The organism is Nostoc sp., assembly GCF_054880495.1.
In genome coordinates, this window is sequence record NZ_JBTYKD010000319.1 from 37,640 (window position 1) to 54,529 (window position 16,890).

Annotated in this window: 19 protein-coding genes; 10 read left to right on the forward strand and 9 right to left on the reverse strand. The window is 43.5% G+C overall.

Features of this window, described 5'->3' with window-relative positions:
- Positions 1 to 5: 5 nt before the first annotated feature.
- The 8 genes from ACYTXL_RS27790 (at position 6) to ACYTXL_RS27825 (ending at position 6,608) form a co-directional block, all read left to right on the forward strand.
- Positions 6 to 1,082 (forward strand): ParM/StbA family protein, encoded by a 1,077-nt coding sequence (locus ACYTXL_RS27790; protein ID WP_461921584.1) that lies wholly within the window; start codon positions 6 to 8, stop codon positions 1,080 to 1,082.
- A 2-nt stretch (positions 1,083 to 1,084) separates the two neighbouring features.
- Positions 1,085 to 1,426 carry a hypothetical protein gene (locus tag ACYTXL_RS27795; protein WP_461921585.1) on the forward strand — a complete coding sequence of 114 codons (342 nt, stop codon included), beginning with the start codon at positions 1,085 to 1,087 and terminating at the stop codon, positions 1,424 to 1,426.
- Entirely contained in the window at positions 1,423 to 1,608 is a 186-nt protein-coding gene (locus ACYTXL_RS27800; RefSeq protein WP_461921586.1) for a hypothetical protein, read from the forward strand. Before ACYTXL_RS27795 ends, ACYTXL_RS27800 begins: the two co-directional genes overlap by 4 nt.
- Before the next feature lie 79 nt (positions 1,609 to 1,687).
- Positions 1,688 to 2,032, forward strand: coding sequence for a hypothetical protein (locus tag ACYTXL_RS27805; protein WP_461921587.1), 345 nt, complete (start codon positions 1,688 to 1,690; stop codon positions 2,030 to 2,032).
- Positions 2,033 to 2,113: 81 nt separating this feature from the next.
- A complete protein-coding gene (locus ACYTXL_RS27810; RefSeq protein ID WP_265277652.1) occupies positions 2,114 to 2,806 on the forward strand; it encodes a GumC domain-containing protein in 693 nt (230 codons plus the stop codon).
- Between the two features lie 15 nt (positions 2,807 to 2,821).
- On the forward strand, positions 2,822 to 3,364 hold the full coding sequence (locus ACYTXL_RS27815; RefSeq protein WP_461921588.1) for a hypothetical protein: 543 nt from the start codon (positions 2,822 to 2,824) through the stop codon (positions 3,362 to 3,364).
- On the forward strand, positions 3,361 to 5,376 hold the full coding sequence (locus ACYTXL_RS27820; RefSeq protein WP_461921589.1) for a hypothetical protein: 2,016 nt from the start codon (positions 3,361 to 3,363) through the stop codon (positions 5,374 to 5,376). Before ACYTXL_RS27815 ends, ACYTXL_RS27820 begins: the two co-directional genes overlap by 4 nt.
- Before the next feature lie 335 nt (positions 5,377 to 5,711).
- Positions 5,712 to 6,608 carry a DUF4351 domain-containing protein gene (locus tag ACYTXL_RS27825; RefSeq protein ID WP_461921590.1) on the forward strand — a complete coding sequence of 299 codons (897 nt, stop codon included), beginning with the start codon at positions 5,712 to 5,714 and terminating at the stop codon, positions 6,606 to 6,608.
- Between the two features lie 7 nt (positions 6,609 to 6,615).
- Here ACYTXL_RS27825 and ACYTXL_RS27830 read toward each other — a convergent pair whose 3' ends face one another.
- A complete protein-coding gene (locus ACYTXL_RS27830) occupies positions 6,616 to 7,365 on the reverse strand; it encodes a hypothetical protein (protein WP_461898692.1) in 750 nt (249 codons plus the stop codon).
- Positions 7,366 to 7,463: 98 nt separating this feature from the next.
- A complete protein-coding gene (locus ACYTXL_RS27835; protein WP_461898691.1) occupies positions 7,464 to 8,639 on the reverse strand; it encodes a hypothetical protein in 1,176 nt (391 codons plus the stop codon).
- Positions 8,640 to 8,926: 287 nt separating this feature from the next.
- On the opposite strand from ACYTXL_RS27835, the gene ACYTXL_RS27840 reads away from it, so the two are divergent.
- Positions 8,927 to 10,096 (forward strand): helix-turn-helix transcriptional regulator, encoded by a 1,170-nt coding sequence (locus ACYTXL_RS27840; RefSeq protein WP_461927500.1) that lies wholly within the window; start codon positions 8,927 to 8,929, stop codon positions 10,094 to 10,096.
- Between the two features lie 15 nt (positions 10,097 to 10,111).
- Here the strand turns inward: ACYTXL_RS27840 and ACYTXL_RS27845 are convergent, their stop codons facing one another.
- The 5 genes from ACYTXL_RS27845 to ACYTXL_RS27865 form a co-directional block, all read right to left on the reverse strand.
- Complete coding sequence (locus ACYTXL_RS27845; protein ID WP_461921628.1) at positions 10,112 to 10,402, reverse strand: hypothetical protein; 291 nt, start codon at positions 10,400 to 10,402, stop codon at positions 10,112 to 10,114.
- Between the two features lie 28 nt (positions 10,403 to 10,430).
- The gene (locus ACYTXL_RS27850) at positions 10,431 to 10,859 is read right to left on the reverse strand and encodes a nuclease A inhibitor family protein (protein ID WP_461921627.1); all 429 of its coding nucleotides are present in this window, start codon (positions 10,857 to 10,859) and stop codon (positions 10,431 to 10,433) included.
- A 147-nt stretch (positions 10,860 to 11,006) separates the two neighbouring features.
- The gene (locus ACYTXL_RS27855; protein WP_461921626.1) at positions 11,007 to 11,396 is read right to left on the reverse strand and encodes a hypothetical protein; all 390 of its coding nucleotides are present in this window, start codon (positions 11,394 to 11,396) and stop codon (positions 11,007 to 11,009) included.
- Between the two features lie 35 nt (positions 11,397 to 11,431).
- On the reverse strand, positions 11,432 to 11,794 hold the full coding sequence (locus tag ACYTXL_RS27860; protein WP_461921625.1) for a papain fold toxin domain-containing protein: 363 nt from the start codon (positions 11,792 to 11,794) through the stop codon (positions 11,432 to 11,434).
- Positions 11,795 to 12,059: 265 nt separating this feature from the next.
- Positions 12,060 to 12,662, reverse strand: coding sequence for a hypothetical protein (locus ACYTXL_RS27865; protein ID WP_461921624.1), 603 nt, complete (start codon positions 12,660 to 12,662; stop codon positions 12,060 to 12,062).
- A 150-nt stretch (positions 12,663 to 12,812) separates the two neighbouring features.
- On the opposite strand from ACYTXL_RS27865, the gene ACYTXL_RS27870 reads away from it, so the two are divergent.
- A complete protein-coding gene (locus tag ACYTXL_RS27870; protein WP_461921623.1) occupies positions 12,813 to 14,030 on the forward strand; it encodes a tyrosine-type recombinase/integrase in 1,218 nt (405 codons plus the stop codon).
- 247 nt (positions 14,031 to 14,277) lie between these two features.
- Here ACYTXL_RS27870 and ACYTXL_RS27875 read toward each other — a convergent pair whose 3' ends face one another.
- Together ACYTXL_RS27875 and ACYTXL_RS27880 are read right to left on the reverse strand one after the other, a co-directional pair.
- Complete coding sequence (locus ACYTXL_RS27875; RefSeq protein WP_461921622.1) at positions 14,278 to 15,249, reverse strand: ExeA family protein; 972 nt, start codon at positions 15,247 to 15,249, stop codon at positions 14,278 to 14,280.
- Positions 15,239 to 16,885: a transposase family protein gene (locus tag ACYTXL_RS27880; protein WP_461921629.1), complete on the reverse strand. Its 1,647-nt coding sequence runs from the start codon at positions 16,883 to 16,885 to the stop codon at positions 15,239 to 15,241. Before ACYTXL_RS27880 ends, ACYTXL_RS27875 begins: the two co-directional genes overlap by 11 nt.
- Positions 16,886 to 16,890 lie beyond the last annotated feature (5 nt).

A 16,890-nucleotide genomic window follows, 5' to 3' on the forward strand; every position in this document is an offset into this window, starting at 1 on the left:
TAATAATGATTGCTACTCAGCTAAAAGAGGCTGAAACACCCCAAACTACCCCAGCAATAGCTGTAGGAGACGATTCTGGGGCTGGGCTAAAAAAGCTTTGCTTAGGCAATGGACTGAACCAAACAAGAGTCCGTACTCCCTCAAAAGTCTTGGAAATAAAGGAAGAATTGCACGATATCCTGACCTCGAATGAAGGTGGACACTTCTTCTACCACTCAGGCGACAGGTTGGATTTAGTTGGGCGGGAATTCCTCACTGGTACACTCGCAGCCTGGAAAGCCCCAACAACCCACATCAAACTCAGCGACGACCCAGCACTAAAAGCTGAATACGGCTTGCACACGTTACTTGGGGCGTTGGCTACCCTGCCCTACCGTCAAGAGTGGAACCTGCATTTAGTGCTATCTATACATAATGTGAAGATTTTCAAAAATTTGTTAACTGACAAAACCAGTGGTAGTCACACAGTCAGTTTCAACGGCAAAAATACGCCAGTGTCACAGGTCAATTTGAACGTGAGTTTGGTTGTCCCCGAAGGTGCTGGCTCCTACTCCTACTGCGTTTCTGCTAAACCTGAACCATTAATTGACCGCAGCGCCCATGCCATCGCAGTAGATTTTGGTACATCCACAGTTATCCCCACAGTTTTTGCCCCAGGCGGCAGCATCATCCACCGCCAAGTGTTGGAAGTCGGTGGTTGTATCGACTTGTTGGATGCAATAGCCGCAGATCCAGAATTGGTTCAATTCTTAGGCACTGGCAAAGCTGGCAGCATTGAAATTATTCGCCAGGGTATTGAATCGCATCTATTCCAGTATGGCACTCGCAATTTTAACTTCCGTCACATTTATGCCCGTCATCTCAAACCTTGGTTAGCAGATCGCCTGCGCCTAGCCTTTAAGGAAGTTGAGGAGTGGCGAGATGCAGCTCAAAGCTTTGTCGCTTGGGGCGGTGGTGTCGAGATGCCAGGAATAGCCTCCATGCTGCAACGAGAAGGTATTACTCCAGTACCAGAAGGATGTTGGGCCAATGCAGTTGGATTGCAACGCATGGCATTTGGAAGAATGCAGCGAGGGAAATAATTATGGCTGAGAACAAGCGAGTGCGCCTAGAGCCACACATTGAGGAATATCTCAAGTCACATGCACAGAGGGTGTTAGACAAACCAGCATCTTTAGTTACCAGTGCTGAGTTAACCACACTGACAAACGCCATTATTTACGAACACAAGTTGGCGCAGTCGATGGCGAAACAGATACCATTCACCAAACTGTTTAGTTGGCTGATGAGTTGGGTTCCTGGCGGCAGAGTTGTTGGATTGAACCAACAGGCGACGGATGCTCCAACACTTAAAGCATCTGTTCCAGAACCAGACAACTTTGAGTTTGACGCAGACTTGGGCGATTTATACGAGGAGGCAGCATGACAATAGACCAAATCGCCAAACTCAACCAAATCGAGCAGTGGTTGGGCGAAATCATCGCCAGTGTAGAGTTTAAAGCCATTGTCGATGACTATATTCCTTCCGTGGATGTAACCTTGGGTGACGCAAAGATGGCAGTCAGCCAGTGCATGGAATGTGCAGCCAAAGCATTTAAAGGAGAGTGACACTACGGACTGCGAATCTCAGGTGTCACTCCTCCTGCCTTCATAAATCCCAGTAATGAGATTTAGGACATTAACCATCATGACAAAACCAGTAACTTATTTCACCCAGACTGACCAAATTGACCGCCTTGTTGAACGCTTCGGGTCACAATTAGACTCCTTAGACCATACTGAGAAACTTGCCTTGAGAGCTACACTGACTTACTACCTGTTTCACATCGAAGTTGCTGAATTAGGAAAGTACACCCTGGAACACGCTGCTCATGAAACATTGCAGGGTTACTCAGAAAAATGTCAGAGCAATATCCGTGAAGCGATCGCCATTCTTGAGGGCATTGCTGAAGACGAGGTAGAAGGGCTAATCGAAGCGCTGACTGCCCAAATCCGTTGGGGCAATACCAGAAAGATTTTGACTAGACATTAATAGTCATTAAGCAACGTCCCAGGTGTTGACCTGGGGCAATTTCTAGGAGGACTTATGGATTTTGGAATCAAGAACCCAGCAATGGGGCACAGCTCCCACATCGACGAAAAATCCCTCGCCTGGGGTGGTGTAGACGCTGATATTCTGGCTTATCTCTCCGATGTCAGCAAGCTAGAGCAGTTTGCTGACATGGCGCAAAATGCCGACCAACTCGCGCAGTACCTCGACCCCTTTCTGGAAAACGCCTCAAAGTATTTGGAGGCGATGCAGAAGCTGGCAGATGGTCAGGTGACATGGACGGAACTAAGGAAACAGTTCGGCTCGAAGGTTGCGAACGCGATCGCCAAAATCAGGAAAATAAACGCCGAATTTGATACTGAGATGCAGAAGGTTGATGCCCAGGATAGGGCTGACTTGCTGCGGATTGAGCAAAAGCGGAAGAATGCACTAACCGAGATAGCCACGCAACTACACCAAGACTTGCAGGCTGAACTGTGGCGGCATGAAAACAAGATTTCCTCCATCGAAAGTCGCCACCAAGTAAGCGAACAACGTCAAACCATCCAGGAGGGGTTGAGGGCTAGAAGGCAGGAATTACTTGCCCGTGCCCGATACGGCTCCAGGGCGCTGAACCCCCACCAAGAGCAACCGGAAACGATACCAGTATCAGTTGCTTCCAGCGGCGCTCCAGCTAGTTCCGTATCAGCAAGTGGCACAGTTCGCGGTTTTGGAAATTGGTGGACGAACTTCTGGGATGGCTTAGGTAAGCGCTAAGGGGAGGAATTAGTCGTGTTGGCACGTCAGCCTGAAGATAAACCGACTAACACCAGCCCTTTTGAGTATATGGGGCTGGTACAACCACAACAACAGAAATCCCAACAAACCAACACACAACCCCCACCCGTACCAGAAAACAACCGACAACGGACATTTCGACGAGCAGGTAATCTATGCGAGATTGTGGCTGGAGCATCCCTCAACTCCGCCGTGATTTTTACCTTCCACCTGCTCCAAGTCCACCCAGTTGGTCTGCTTTTGGCGTTGGGTGTAGCACATTTGTACTTCACCGCAACGGCAGTAGGGGAGAAGGGGAGACAAGTAACCAATATAATGACGGGCTGTAGTGCCTCCCTTGCTCTGCTGTGTTCCCTATCAGAACCTGTGGGCGAATGGTGGGAAGCAAGTAAATCTAAATCTGTGGCACAAAGCGAAATCCAACAGATGTATGCACCACCTACCAACAAATCAAATTGGACAACGGGAGTAGGGATTGCAGTAGTTATCGCTGTTTTGGTTGTTTACATTACCAGTGGTAGTAGGGGGAGAAGATGAGCTACTTGACCCCCCAACACGAGCAATTAGCTCGTCAGCAGCAGTCCAGTTTCATGCAGTGGTTTGGACAACTGCCTTTTGATAGGAAGATTGCAGCCATTGGGGTTTCTCTCACCATCGGCGTAACCTGTGCCGCGGCTTCGTGGACTCTGGAAGCGAGCGATCGCATTTACTTTTGCATTCGCACTCCCCACCAAGGACTACGGTGTGTCGATAATAACAAACGACCCTACCGCATGACCTTATGGCATTGGCAGCAGTGGCAGAAAGACGGGATGCCCACGGTTGTTGTACCCAATGAGGGTATTTCACCCAAGGGTTTGGTCAAAGCTACTAACCCCCACAAACCCCTGTGGGCATTGGGTGCATTCGTTGGGTTTGCCACTGCGGGGTGGATGCTCAGGCACTTGCAAGACACAGAACGCCAGCTAGCCAATTTCCAGACTGTAGCAGAGAAACGGGACTATGCACGGGCTGAACTCAAGGCACAGTCAGAATTACTAGATGATTATCGCTCTGTCGCAGTCAAGCAGGTGGAATTGCAGGCTGACCTAGAACTGATAGCCAACGACCACACGGTAGACATCCAAAAAGCTGAAATCTTGGGCGAAACCGAAATCAAAATCACCCAGATGTCAGCTAACGACGCGGTGTTTGAAGCAGAAACTGCTGGGATGAGTGAGCAACAGAAGCAGGAGTACATCAACTTTCTCAAGTCTCAGAAAACCCCATACCTGCAAGGAAGCCAAACTTTACAAGGAACCGTTGACCCCAGCGACAAAGTAGAAGGTTCGGGGGATAAAGAAGCACGCTTAGAAAGTGAAAATACAGGGGGTGAAATTTCTGAAACAACCCAAAATCAGACTTCTAGGAATGATGCAAGCCCTACCCTAGAACCCTTAAATCGCATCTTGGGTGCAAAGCGCTCAACCCTAATTGTCGGTGGCACTGGTGCTGGTAAATCGGTGACTGAAAGCTATATGCTCAACAGATTCAGTAAACGGTTTCCCCAGGCTGATGTCTGGGCGATCGCTCAAAAGAATGACAGTTTTTGTGGGCTAGACAAAAAAGGACGGGTACTTTTATTTGACCCCCTAGAACCACAACTGGCGATGGCTGCCATTGACCAAGTTTACAACAGCTACGACCAACGCCGTCGAGTACCGGAACACCGCCGCCATGAATTTGATCATCAACCAGTCAGGTTAATCCTAGCTGATTGGCATTCAATCTACGAAACTTGCAAGGACGAAGCATGGTTTCAGCCCTACCTCAAGAAAATCAGCACCATTATTACAGTCGGTAGAGAACTAAATGTTTGCCTGATTATCGACACTCAATCGTTTAATTTAGCTGCCTTGGGTATAGGTGACAGTAATATTAGAAAAAACCTCTACATCATCGCTCAGGGCAATTATAACGTTGAAGCAGACGGCACAGTTAACGATAGCTATGGCGTGCTGTACAACCTAATAACTAATGCCAAGATTGTAGAAGATGCAGAAAAGCGTTCCTCATTAAAAGAAAGATTTACCGAGCTAAAATCACAATCCAAGCAACTAGGACAACCGCTAATATTTATCTCAGTTGACCCGATGCAGCTAGATATTCTACCAGATATCACCAGTTATAAACCAGGAATAAAACCAGCCATTCAACTTGATACAGTTAGTCCGGAATATCTTGATAATCTACTCAGGCTGGAATTCGATATTGATGTACCCACGACTAGTATAAATAGTCCGCTTAATCAAACAACCAATCATCGTGTTGATGAAAATGCTAGTGATGACAATCAAGCAAGCCCAGACATCAAACTAACCGAGATTCAAACCAAACTGGTTGATTATCTCAAGGGTAAAGGTGCAAAGACTCCACGTCAAATTAAACAGAATGCAGGTAGTAAATTCAAGGGCGTATCGGAAGCACAAATCCGCGACGAACTCAACCTACTTGTACAAAAAGAGAAAGTCATTTCTACAGGTGAAGATAGTTACAGATTAGTCGATTAGGTTGGACTGTTGGTTGGGTTGGATAAATTGCACTTTTTGGGGAATATATGCACTCTTACCCAACACATCCAAAACCAACCTACATACCCAAAAGTATTGACATATCGAGATTACAGTATCCAATACCAATCCAAAACTTCACTCAAGCACCAACACAAATCCAACTTATAAGTAGTAGATAATCCAACAATAAATATTTGACCTATATCTCCACCATCAATTCAATTTTAATTAGCAGCAATGGATAAATTAATTGATAATTTAGTTATTTAATTGCAGCACATATATAATAAAATTATTAATTGTGATAAAAAAATCTCCAATATTAAAATTGAATGACGCGCTTTATACATGACAAATTTGCCAAGGATTATCTGGAAGAATTACTAAAAAATTACGGAGAAGTCAAGCCATCGGAAAAAGTTTCAGGAGAGATTAAAGAAATAGATGTTTTGTTTACTCCTTCTAAACAGCAAAACTCTAATTTACAAGTACTGGGTTTGCTAGGAAGATTTGCTGAACATCCTGCAATAATAGAACCATTTCGCAATCCAGCTTCTACCGATGAAATATGCGACTGTATTCTAAAATTATTAGAAGTAAAGGCTCTCGTGCGACGAGAAGCTAAAGCAAATAAAACCAAACTTCAGGACTCAGAAATTCCCAAGTTGTGGGTTCTTACACCTACCGTATCTGAAACTAGATTGTCTAGCTTTAGAACTATTCAAAAAGAAGGTTGGTTATCGGGAGTACATTTTCTGCCAGATGCCTTGCGGACAGCAATTGTGGCGATACACCAACTACCGCAAACACCGGAGACTTTGTGGTTAAGGCTTTTGGGTAGAGGAAGTGTGCAGTCACAAGCCATTGTTGAGTTGCAAGCGTTACCATTAAATCATCCATACCAGAAAGCAACACTCGAATTAGTTTACAACTTGCGCGAAAACTTGAGAGTAAATCAAGAATTAGAAGCAGATGATAGGGAGTTAATTATGCGATTAGAACCACTTTATCAAAGAGACAGAGAACAAGCTATACAGTTCGGAAATAAACAAGGAGAACAACGTCTAGTTCTACGCTTACTCAATCGCCGTATTGGGGAAATTAATGCATCATTAATCGAGCGAGTTCAAGGATTATCGATTGAAAAATTAGAGAATCTAGGAGAAGCATTACTAGACTTTTCTAGTGTTGCTGATTTAGAAACTTGGTTAAATCAACAAGAAGGATAAATAATTACTAAACTAACTTGATCACTACATTACTAACTAAATCATTTATAAAATCCTCAGCTTGAAGCCTTGAGATAACTACATTTGAGGGATGAGCAGCCATATTACGGCGATTTAATTTCTCCCGTAAGATTTTGTGAAGGTTGCCTGAAATTATTCTGGCAGATTTACAAACCTCAATCACTTCAGATTCCTTCAATTCGCTGAAGTCATCTTTTGTGATTATTGTTGTAACACGAGGCTTTGGAGATTTGATTGAAAGTTGCGTATTGAATGCAACAAGATGCGATTTCATCACATATTTACACAGATGATCAAAAGCTAAATTCCAGGACATAACAATTGCTGCACGAAAAGCACCACAGCGAAAACAGGCGATCGCCTCTTGCAAAAAAACCTGCTCTGCTAAATCAGATACTTTATCTGGTAACTCCGTAAGGAGTTGGTCAACTTGAATAGATGTTTGACGTTGACCATACTCTTGATCCAATTTTTCTCTAACTTGTCGAACTAGATAATAACCTCGCTTATCCTGAACAACTTCTTTAGGCTTTCGCTCCCGTAACTGGGCGAGATAGGGGCTGACATTGGACGGCTTCTCCAGATAAAGCTCTTCATAGCAAGCTCTAATATCGGCTTGCTTAAAACGCTCCTGGTTACGATACAAATGCAAATACCAAGCAAAGAATCGAATTTTCTGAACGTGTGACCAAGCGGCGAAGTCTTCTATATGATTTACAATGTCATGCAATTGCATGGCAACTCAATCTCCTAAAAGTCTACAAATTACTTAATGAGTATTAAATTAAACTTACATAAACTCAGAGATGTGAATTTAAGTTGTGGTTTTCAGCTTCACTGATACCAGCTGTCTGCCATTTTTTCAGCTTCACTGATACCAGCTGGCAGCAGTTTGAACCCACGTTGAACTTTTATTACAGATCCTTTTCCGGCGATATCTTGCAGGCTCCGCTCAAGATTACTCTCATACACTTTGACACCAAATGCAAGGTACAAAAATTGCTTGAGCATATAGCTGGAGACCACCTGCTCAGGATCGCAGGTCACCTTCCCCACTGCCCACAAAGCAAAAATTCCTTTGTCTGAGATTGAGCGGTCTTTGATAGCAGAAAATCCATCAATAGAAGGAGGTAGAGTCTTCCATGCCGTAACCCATGCCTCTACAGTCTTAGAGAACTTATTATTTTGCCGACTACCATTTTTGGGAGAATCATCTGTATTTTCATCTCCTTTAGTGTTGGATTTTGATCCTCGTGTCCCTCCACCTGTGTTTAAAGTCCATTTATTCGGGATGTTGGAATCAAGGACTTCCATAAGGATTTTCTGAGCCTCCTCTCGACCTGATTTTTGCAGTCCAACTTTGTCGTCTTCACGGAATAGGTCGGAACTGTTGCTAATCCAGGAAACTGCATGGGGATTGTGCACTCCAGCTTTCTTTAGTTCTTCATTGAGGACTAGCCGTGGAATCTCAGATCGTCCCTCCAGTTCATGTGCATACAAAAAGAGGTAAGTCAGGCGGCGTGCAGCGTCTAACTTACCATTAGCTTTTAGTCGAGTTTCCATCAGACGTAATTGTTCGCCGTTATAACGAAAGATTTGCCGTAATTTTTCTGCATCCGCTCTGAATTCAGCCGAAGCGAGAGTATGTTGACTTGAGACATCAACTAGAGCCTCATCATGACTCTGATTCAATTCAAACAAAGGGAGTTGCTGTGTTTCGACTGGGTGAATATTTTGCCGTTTAGCGCGATCGTTTCCAGAACTTACGATTAAGGTACCTTCTCCAATTGCTGTTATTAAAGCACTACCTATGCTAGTTCCTACCTCATTTGTTAGTGCAGCCTTAAACGAGCGTGAATAGCTTTTACTAGCTTCAACAAACTCTATGGTGTTGATGGGAGCATTACCGACGCCATTGATATGGTGAGTTTGGGGGCTGGTATTTGTAGTGATGCCAGCTTCACTAATCGGCGTACCACATACAACACAACCATTTGCATCGATTTCCAATGGCGCTTTGCAATCCTTGTTCTTGCAGTGTAGTTGTATCCGACACTTCGGACAGTAGAAGAGGTCTTCACGAGTGGGGAGCTTGTGGTGACAGGCAGGACACTGCTGCATATGTTCAATTTGATGTGTGAATTTGTAACATATTAGACCCTCAATTATGCTGGCTGCTAAAAATTCACGATATTTTTAACTGAAAAGTAAAAATTTTGCAAAATTAGACGGTATATAGCTTTCAAGCCTCTTAAGTTGTTTAGAAAGAATACTTTCTAATATTTGACAGCAGTTATATGAGCAGTACAGGCACGATACATTCGTATTCCGACACCCAAGCCTTTGAACGGCTGATGTTGCTAATTGCCACCTTGGTTAAATATCCCGGCGTAGGGTACTTTGACTCACCAGAAGACCACTCTGGAAAACATCACAATGCGTTGCAAGAAGTTTTGGTTTGTCTTCAAGACGTTGCAAAAGAAGTTGGCATCAACATACCCTTCTATTCAGAACACACTATTCGCAAGGATATTAAGACCCTACGTCGCTACTCCATCCTTGACCAACATACTTATCGACAGGGATACTACTTGGGTTGTGGTGCATTGAATCGAGAGGAGCTACAAGTCGTCTTAAATGCGCTGTTTTCTCAAGCAAAGTATCAACAAGACCCACAAATCAGCCAAATTTATCAAGTTTTAGAGAAACGGCTACGGGGATTGGGACTAGGAGAGAAACTATTTTACCCAGTACGAACTTATATTGACCGCCCAATTGTCTATACAAACCCGGAAGAAATGATGTCTCAAAGCAAATACAGAGGCACATTATTTGAGTTACTTGAGGAATTAGAAACAGCAATTATTAAAGGTCAAGTGATTGAAATATATCGTTGCCGCAACCCCTATCACAGCAATAATAAGCATTTCATAACAGTTTATCCTCTACAACTTGTTTATTCAGAAATTGCATGGTATCTCCTTCATGAAGATTACCAAACTGGTCATTTGGCAATGTCCAGACTAGATAGATTTAGCGATGAATTCAAGCTAATAGATGCTTCAGGTCGAGGAAAAGAAAAGCAGTGGAAAAGTTTGCAGATAGGACATAAACTCCTGAAAGCCGGATGGGGACATTATCTAGGAACAAGCCTCGAACAGCAGCTAGAGCGACAAGGTAAATTACCTTTTGTAAAGGTGATTGTTCGATTTTTTGGAGAAGCGATGGCTTTTATTCAAGAAGGCGAGAAGCGCCATTTAAAGCAAGAAATTTCATTAGAAAAAAATGCAAAAGATGGCAATCCAGAGTATTTAGAATACAGTGTGGATTTGCCGAGGCGTTCGCTTTCGGAGTTTTGTTATTGGGCTTGTCGATTCATGGGCAATGTGCAGTTTATCGCTCCTCCTGAGCTAGTTGAGCGACATCGAAATATGGCACAGGAATTACTGAACAAGTATTCTTCGTAACTTATTAATTTGCTGTCAATCATAACCGATCATCTTCATTAAATCGCCAACAAAGCGAGCCTGGGTCACGATACCTAGTCCATTTTTCAAATTGCAGGTATCTCGGCAGCCACCCATCAACGACTGTAAGTCTTGCAGTAAGGCAAAACTAAGTGGCAGTCTGAAAATACAATCGGAAATGCTGAAGTGAAATAAATCTTTAAAAGTCCAGAAATTTATGCCAAACCGTCGTTTTTGGGGTGTAGCGGCTTTGGTTGCGCTTGTGATTGGGTGTTCGCCAGCGCAATCCCAAGTGCCACCTAACACCGAACTTTCCCCATCAATAAGCGTGCATTTACTCCTGGGAAATCCCAGCAGCGCAACTCCAACAAAGCTTACGCCTGATAATTACCTTATGGTCAAAAATCAGTATGCACACAATATAAACATCAACCTCTTTGTGTCCAAGGCGATACACCTGCAAATTGCTCAGGTTTTCTTTAAGTGTTTGCACAAGAGCTTGAAATTTGTTGACGCTTGCTTTCTCCTCTTCGCCGTGCCAATCTTCAGGAGTCGTAGCTACTTTGAAAAAGTCGTCAACCCCCACGATTTCAACGGGTGTATCTTGTGAATGATGTGTCTGTTGTACAACTTTTTCAGGTGTTGCAGGTGAAATACCTTCCCAAAGAAAAACCTCAAATGGATATTCCGACTCACTCATGAACAGTAAACCATCGGATGCACGTTTTAGCTGCTCAACAATTTCTGAATTGGTGCTAGTCATAGAAAAGCAATTACTTGTCGAATTTCGTACTTCCATTGCGGTGTGGTAGCACTCCGGAGCAGGCAGGGTTAGCGCAATGGCAAGCAGCGGTACAAGTGTTCATGTTACTTATGTTAACTAAATCACTTGACAGAAAGTAAGTTAAGACTAACCGTGAGTAATAATTTCAACATTTTCTTTTTTACTTTCTTGTCTTGCCATTTGATCAAAATCATCTCCATCTAAACTCTTGTCCCGTTTTTTAAACTCAGAGAGCAGTTGAAAGAACTTCTCAAACCCTGCTTTATCGTCGTGACAGTAGAGCATAATTATCTTAGCCCAAGAATTTGAGGTATGCAGTTTATATTTTCTTTCTACGAAATTATGAAACTCCTCATAAAATTCAGCTTCTGATTGAGTTAATTCAATACTCAATTCTCTTCTGGCAGTTTTATAACCAACTAAAAACATAAATAAGTCACTTATAGAAGCCGTACCGATATACATCCCAGGTCTCGCTTTAATTTTATCTAAAATCTCAAACAATCCGCCGCTCATATTTATCTCCTATTTATTTATGAAAAAGCTTGATTTTATGAAAAATCAAACTCTTTAATTTCAAATTTTTCGCTTGGACAGTGGAAATCTTTTATCCAATCCTCTCTAAACATTCCCTCAGATGAGAGATTATCAAAGACTTTGCCTCTAACAAACACACCGTAATGCTTACCATTAATTGTAATCGAATCATCTATTCCCTGACGCAGTAGTCTGTCACTGAGAATATAATCTTCATCCCGGTATTTAGTTTTCAGTCTGAGAATCTTCCCCTTAATGCCATTTTCCACCAACCATTCCATTACAGCATTAGCGCACTCGTAACATTCAAGAATGTCAAAACTTGCAACTATCTTACCGACTTCTTGATAAATCTCCTCATCAGATAACTGATACACCCATGCCCCCCAATATCAAATAAATACATCCATTAATTAATAATGCATAATTTATTAACTAAAAAAGCGAAAATTAATACAATTAAATAATCCGAAAATTTACACATTATTCATAACCAAAATCAACAGAAATACTAATATCTATGTCAAACATACATCCCTTTATTTGCATCCTGTTTGGAGATGAGTTTACAAAGATAAGAAAGGGAATTATGGTGTAGTCTTTTTCTCCCACTTTATTAAGATAAAGTTGTTCAAAGAGCGTTTAACTTACCGGATGATACAGTCCCGTATCCTGATTAAACTCCCACCCTATACCTGATGCATCCTTGCGCTTGCACCATGCCACAAAAAGCGGTGGTTGTAGGTTATTTCGCTCCTTGCGTACAGTTTCTACACTTACACCAAGTCTTGAAGCTAAACTTTCTTCCGTTAGCGGTTGGATTCGAGGAGTTTGCCCTTGATAATATGAATTGTTGTAGTACGATTTATTCTGCCGCCTCGGTTGATTGTTGAGATGATTTTGAATTTTAATAATCGCCTCGGCGAATTGTGCCATCCGGGCTGTCATCTCCTCAATTTTTTGTTCTAAATCGGCGAGATTATGGATTGAGGGTGTTTCTTTGCTATTAGATTCGCCTGACAACTGTAACTCTAGGTTATCAAGTCGTGAGCAAATAGCTAATATCGTTTGATTCATAGAGTTGGCGCTTCTACTGTTACTGTCCAACGCCAGTATTAATTCATCCAAAGAGTGAAGCAACTCGCTTGTTCGTCCTTGTCGGTGCAGCCGGGATAACTCCCTAACTGCTGGAATCAGGGGAGTGGGTACACGGATCATCTCGCTGGGTTTGTTCTCGTCAGGCATAGTGATATCGCAATTGATAGCAACAGCTATCGATATCAAGTAGATAGCAATGCTATCAACATATCAGGGATTGGTGATTCAAGCACAAACCCGTTCGGGAATCGTCCGCCGTGTTTTGGGCTTTCACCCCGCACTTTAGCTTGCTACGTTGTGCAGGCTGTTGGAATTATTGATGAAGAGTGCCGACAGTATATTCACGGCGCTGTCGTAGAATATAAAAGCTTCCTGAAACGACACTTCCAGGAAGCTATATGTTTATGGTCGCGTAACCCTAAAGACCAGATGGATGTTACTAATATTGAGGTGGCGCAGGTCGAAATTCTGTCTACTACTCCCCAACCAAGTGTAATTAAAAACACTAATCCTCAAGTTACGCCGGAGTTGGTGTCGGAGGTAATTCGGCAATATTATTACCGCACGCCTGCGGTGGGTAATGATGAGGAGTTAATTTTGGCTTGGGCGGGTAGTCAAAACCGCGAACAAACTAAACGAAAATACTATCAATTTGGTCAAAAATTGCTTGATTGGGTACGTAAATCAGGTATACCCGATTTAAGATTGCTACAGCAACCATTGTTACTAGAATTTATTGCTTCCTGGGGTGAGGTTTCCCCTTATACTAAAAGTAACCGAGTGCTGATATTGCGATCGCTCTGGAGTTACGGTTCGGCTGAGAATTGTGGCTATTTCTTGCGGAATATTGCAAGTAGTATAAATTACGATAATTTTAGTGATTTACCTAAATCTGAGCGATATCTAGAAGATTGGGAGATGACGAAGCTAGCTGATGCTGCCAAACAGTTAGGGGGGCAGCATTGGTTGGTGTTCTCTCTACTTTTTTATAGTGGGATGCGGGTTGGTGAAGTTGGTCGGGTGACGGTTCCAGGTGATGTACCTTTTAAACCGAGAGAAGATTATCCGGGGTTATATTGGCATAATTTCCAGTGGTATCCCGACGCGACACCAGAGGATAGAAACCGGGGATACTATACGATTAAGTTCCGAGGCAAAGGTGGCAAGTACCGCGAGATTGGGTTAGACCATCAGACTTCGCTCGTTTTCAAAAAGTATCGGGGGATGGCTAGTGATAAGATGCCCGTGTTTGCAAATATGTCGCCTGACCCGAAAAAGCGGGGTTTGCCGTTGAGCGATCGGGCAATTAAAAGGTTAATTCAAGATATCTCCGAGGTGGCGAAGGTGAAGTTTTCATGTCACTGGTTGCGGCATTCTCACGCGACAAGAGCAGTCGAGCATAAAAATGTTTTTGAGGTGCAAAACCAGTTGGGGCATAGTAAAACCGATACAACCAAGGCTTATGTCCGCACAAAAAAAGACGCAGGCACGGGTACAGTCTTGCCGAGGTTTTGATTGGTTGATGTTTATTTTGACAATTTGCATTTATGTACTGTCCTATGTGTAGTGACCTGCAATGCTAATCGCTCAGACCTGCAATCAAGACATTTACAAACCAGGATTAAATGCAACTATAATTACGTGTCAGCCAGGATTAATTGCAACTGAGCCAGGATTAAATGCAACCAGCCTGCAATCATCGGTTTGAGCCAGGATTATTTGCAACTATAAATACTTCAGTTTTTATTGCGATTCAATTTGCTCAAAGTGGCAGCCCCGCAGCCAACATTTGCTCCTGCAACTCACGCGCACGCATTGGATCAAGTTGACCACGAAATAACAACTTAATTTCAGCCGGTTTGGCATTGAACTGTTCCGCCAAGTCCCTTATGTTATAACCATGTCGGGTGAGAGTCGGTTCCAAATCGTCAAGAAGCTTCGACAGCACCGACTCAATAATCACCGCAGTCACAGGCTTGACTGCAACTCGGTACGCCGCCTCCAAAGCTAGTGTCAAATGTTGTTCGATTTGTAGTGGAGTCCTCAACCGCGCAGCCAGTAATTCAATAGCCTCAGCATCCAATATGTCACTGATGGGAGTATCAGACCCAGTACATTCTGATACCAGCCACTGAATATATTCTCGTTGATTGCCGACAATACCCTCCAAAGAGAAAACCGTTGCCCGATACCCAATTTCCTCCATCGTGGGACGGCGCAAATCATTTTTCAGTTTGGGATGACCAGCCAGAACCACCGAAAGTGTGCCACCACCGTCTTCAACTACCTCGATTAAACGTTTAAGTCCCGTCAGCGTACTGTAGTGTAGGTCATGAGCCTCATCAACAAACAGCGCCACCGGCTTTTTACCTTTTCTAATCAGATCGCGCAATTCCCGTTCCCGTTTTTCGCCGTCTTTCGGGATTCTAATTTCCTTATCTGTGGATAAATCGTAGAATAAGGCAGCAATCAGAGTGGGTAGCGTCGCTCGGTCTTTATCCACAGACAGCGACTTTGAGACCGTGATTTTACCTTCTTGCTCCAAAACGCCAAACAAACGTCGTAAAGTCGTTGTCTTCCCACACCCGATAATTCCCGTAATGGCAACCAACTTCCCAGAATGGATGGCGGCGTTAATATCCTTGAACATTTGTTTTTGGTGTTCAGTCTCGTAATATCCTGCCTTGGGAAACTCCTTCACCAAACTAAAGTGTTCCATAACCTCAGTGAGCATTTTGTTCCCCTCCTTTCGGTTTGTGGAAATACTGCCTTACCCGGTCAATAATCACCTTTTTGTTGAGGGTTTCAGTTAGCAGTGCATTAATAAACGCCATTTGTTCAGGAGATAATTTAGCCAACGGCAAAGCCAAATAATCCGAAATCGCCAATTTTGCGAATATTATGCTGGGATATGTAAATTCTTGGAACGGATCTGGGTCGTTGAAAGGTGTGACAGTCGGCTCAATATCTTTATACTTGTCCACTAGAAATTGGAGATCGGCATTTTTATCTAAGGCTGTCTTTGGCAAGCCCAACTTTTTAGCCAAATCCGCAATTCGGTCTGCCCGTTCTTCGGTTTTAGTTTTCTTGTGTTTGCGATAGCGATGTAGTGGGATGGGCCCATCAACCGGGTAAAATGGCCCGTAGCGGCGATCGCTAAACTCAACGTATAACTCGTTGTCAAATAAACCCCACCAAAGGACAACGGTTTCACCAGCCAAGTCTGGCTCTACCTCGTAAGCTATGCCTTCAACTGATACTCTGGCATCGGAACCAACTTTTCTACGTTGCGGTTCCCGGGCAAAGTTACAGAATCGCTCCCAACTGCACATTGAGCGTAAGCCTGACTTGGGGAGATGACGCAGCCAATCTTCTATCCGCGAATGTGGTGATTCTCGGTGTGGTTTATCGTTGTAATGCAACAAATACTGGCGCAGCCAAAGGTTAGCCTCTACGTCGTTTTCTGGTTCGTGAAAGTGATACAGAGTTTCGTGAGCTTCCTTGACTGTCCGAAATGGTCTTTCCACCTTGCCTTTGGAGCGAGCTGTCACCCGACGACCATCTTTACCCGCAGGCATATGGGTGACTAGCTTGATTCTGAGGCAGTCCATGACATTTTGAAATACCTGACTTTTGGCAATAGGCCCGTTGTCTGTATAAATCATCTCTGGAATTCCTTGGAAGGGAAATCCATCAGTTGTTTTCGCGGTCATTGCATTAAATAAGAAACGCAATGCCGCTTCTACATCTTCTCCATAGACGCAGTGGTATTCTTGATAACATACGCCGCTACGATCATCAACGACGCTATAAAGCATCAGCAGTGGATTTCCTTTAACCGGTTCCACGCATAATGACTGCTTGACGTGTTTCAAATCAGACTGGCTCAGGTCGAAATGCCAACATTCGTTGCTGTATTCTGCTTGAAAACGCACTGCCGGAGGTTGCCGGGTCATGCGTTCATTGTCATACCCCCACGCTTTCAAGTAATAGTTGACAGTACTTTTAGTCAATGTACCCGAACAAGGTTGGATAAAACCACTTGGTGTATCCATCCCAAAACCTTCCAGTAATTCAATCGCCCGTGCAGTGGAGAGGTGTCGCCCTTTCTTATTGCTGGTGCGGATTTTCATCGCCGCAATGATTTCACAGTAAAGTTCCATTTCCGAGAGTGATAGCTTTCGAGGTGTTCCACTATCTGAGCGGTTGATGGATTTAGGGCGTGATGAATTACGTAAAGCCCGATACAGAGTATCTGTTGACACACCATACAAAGATGCTGTTTCTTCAATAAGAATTCGACGTTCTTGGCAACGACTAGGCAACCCGTCGAGACGTTGGCGTAAATTAATTAGTGCCTCTATCGGGATTTGCT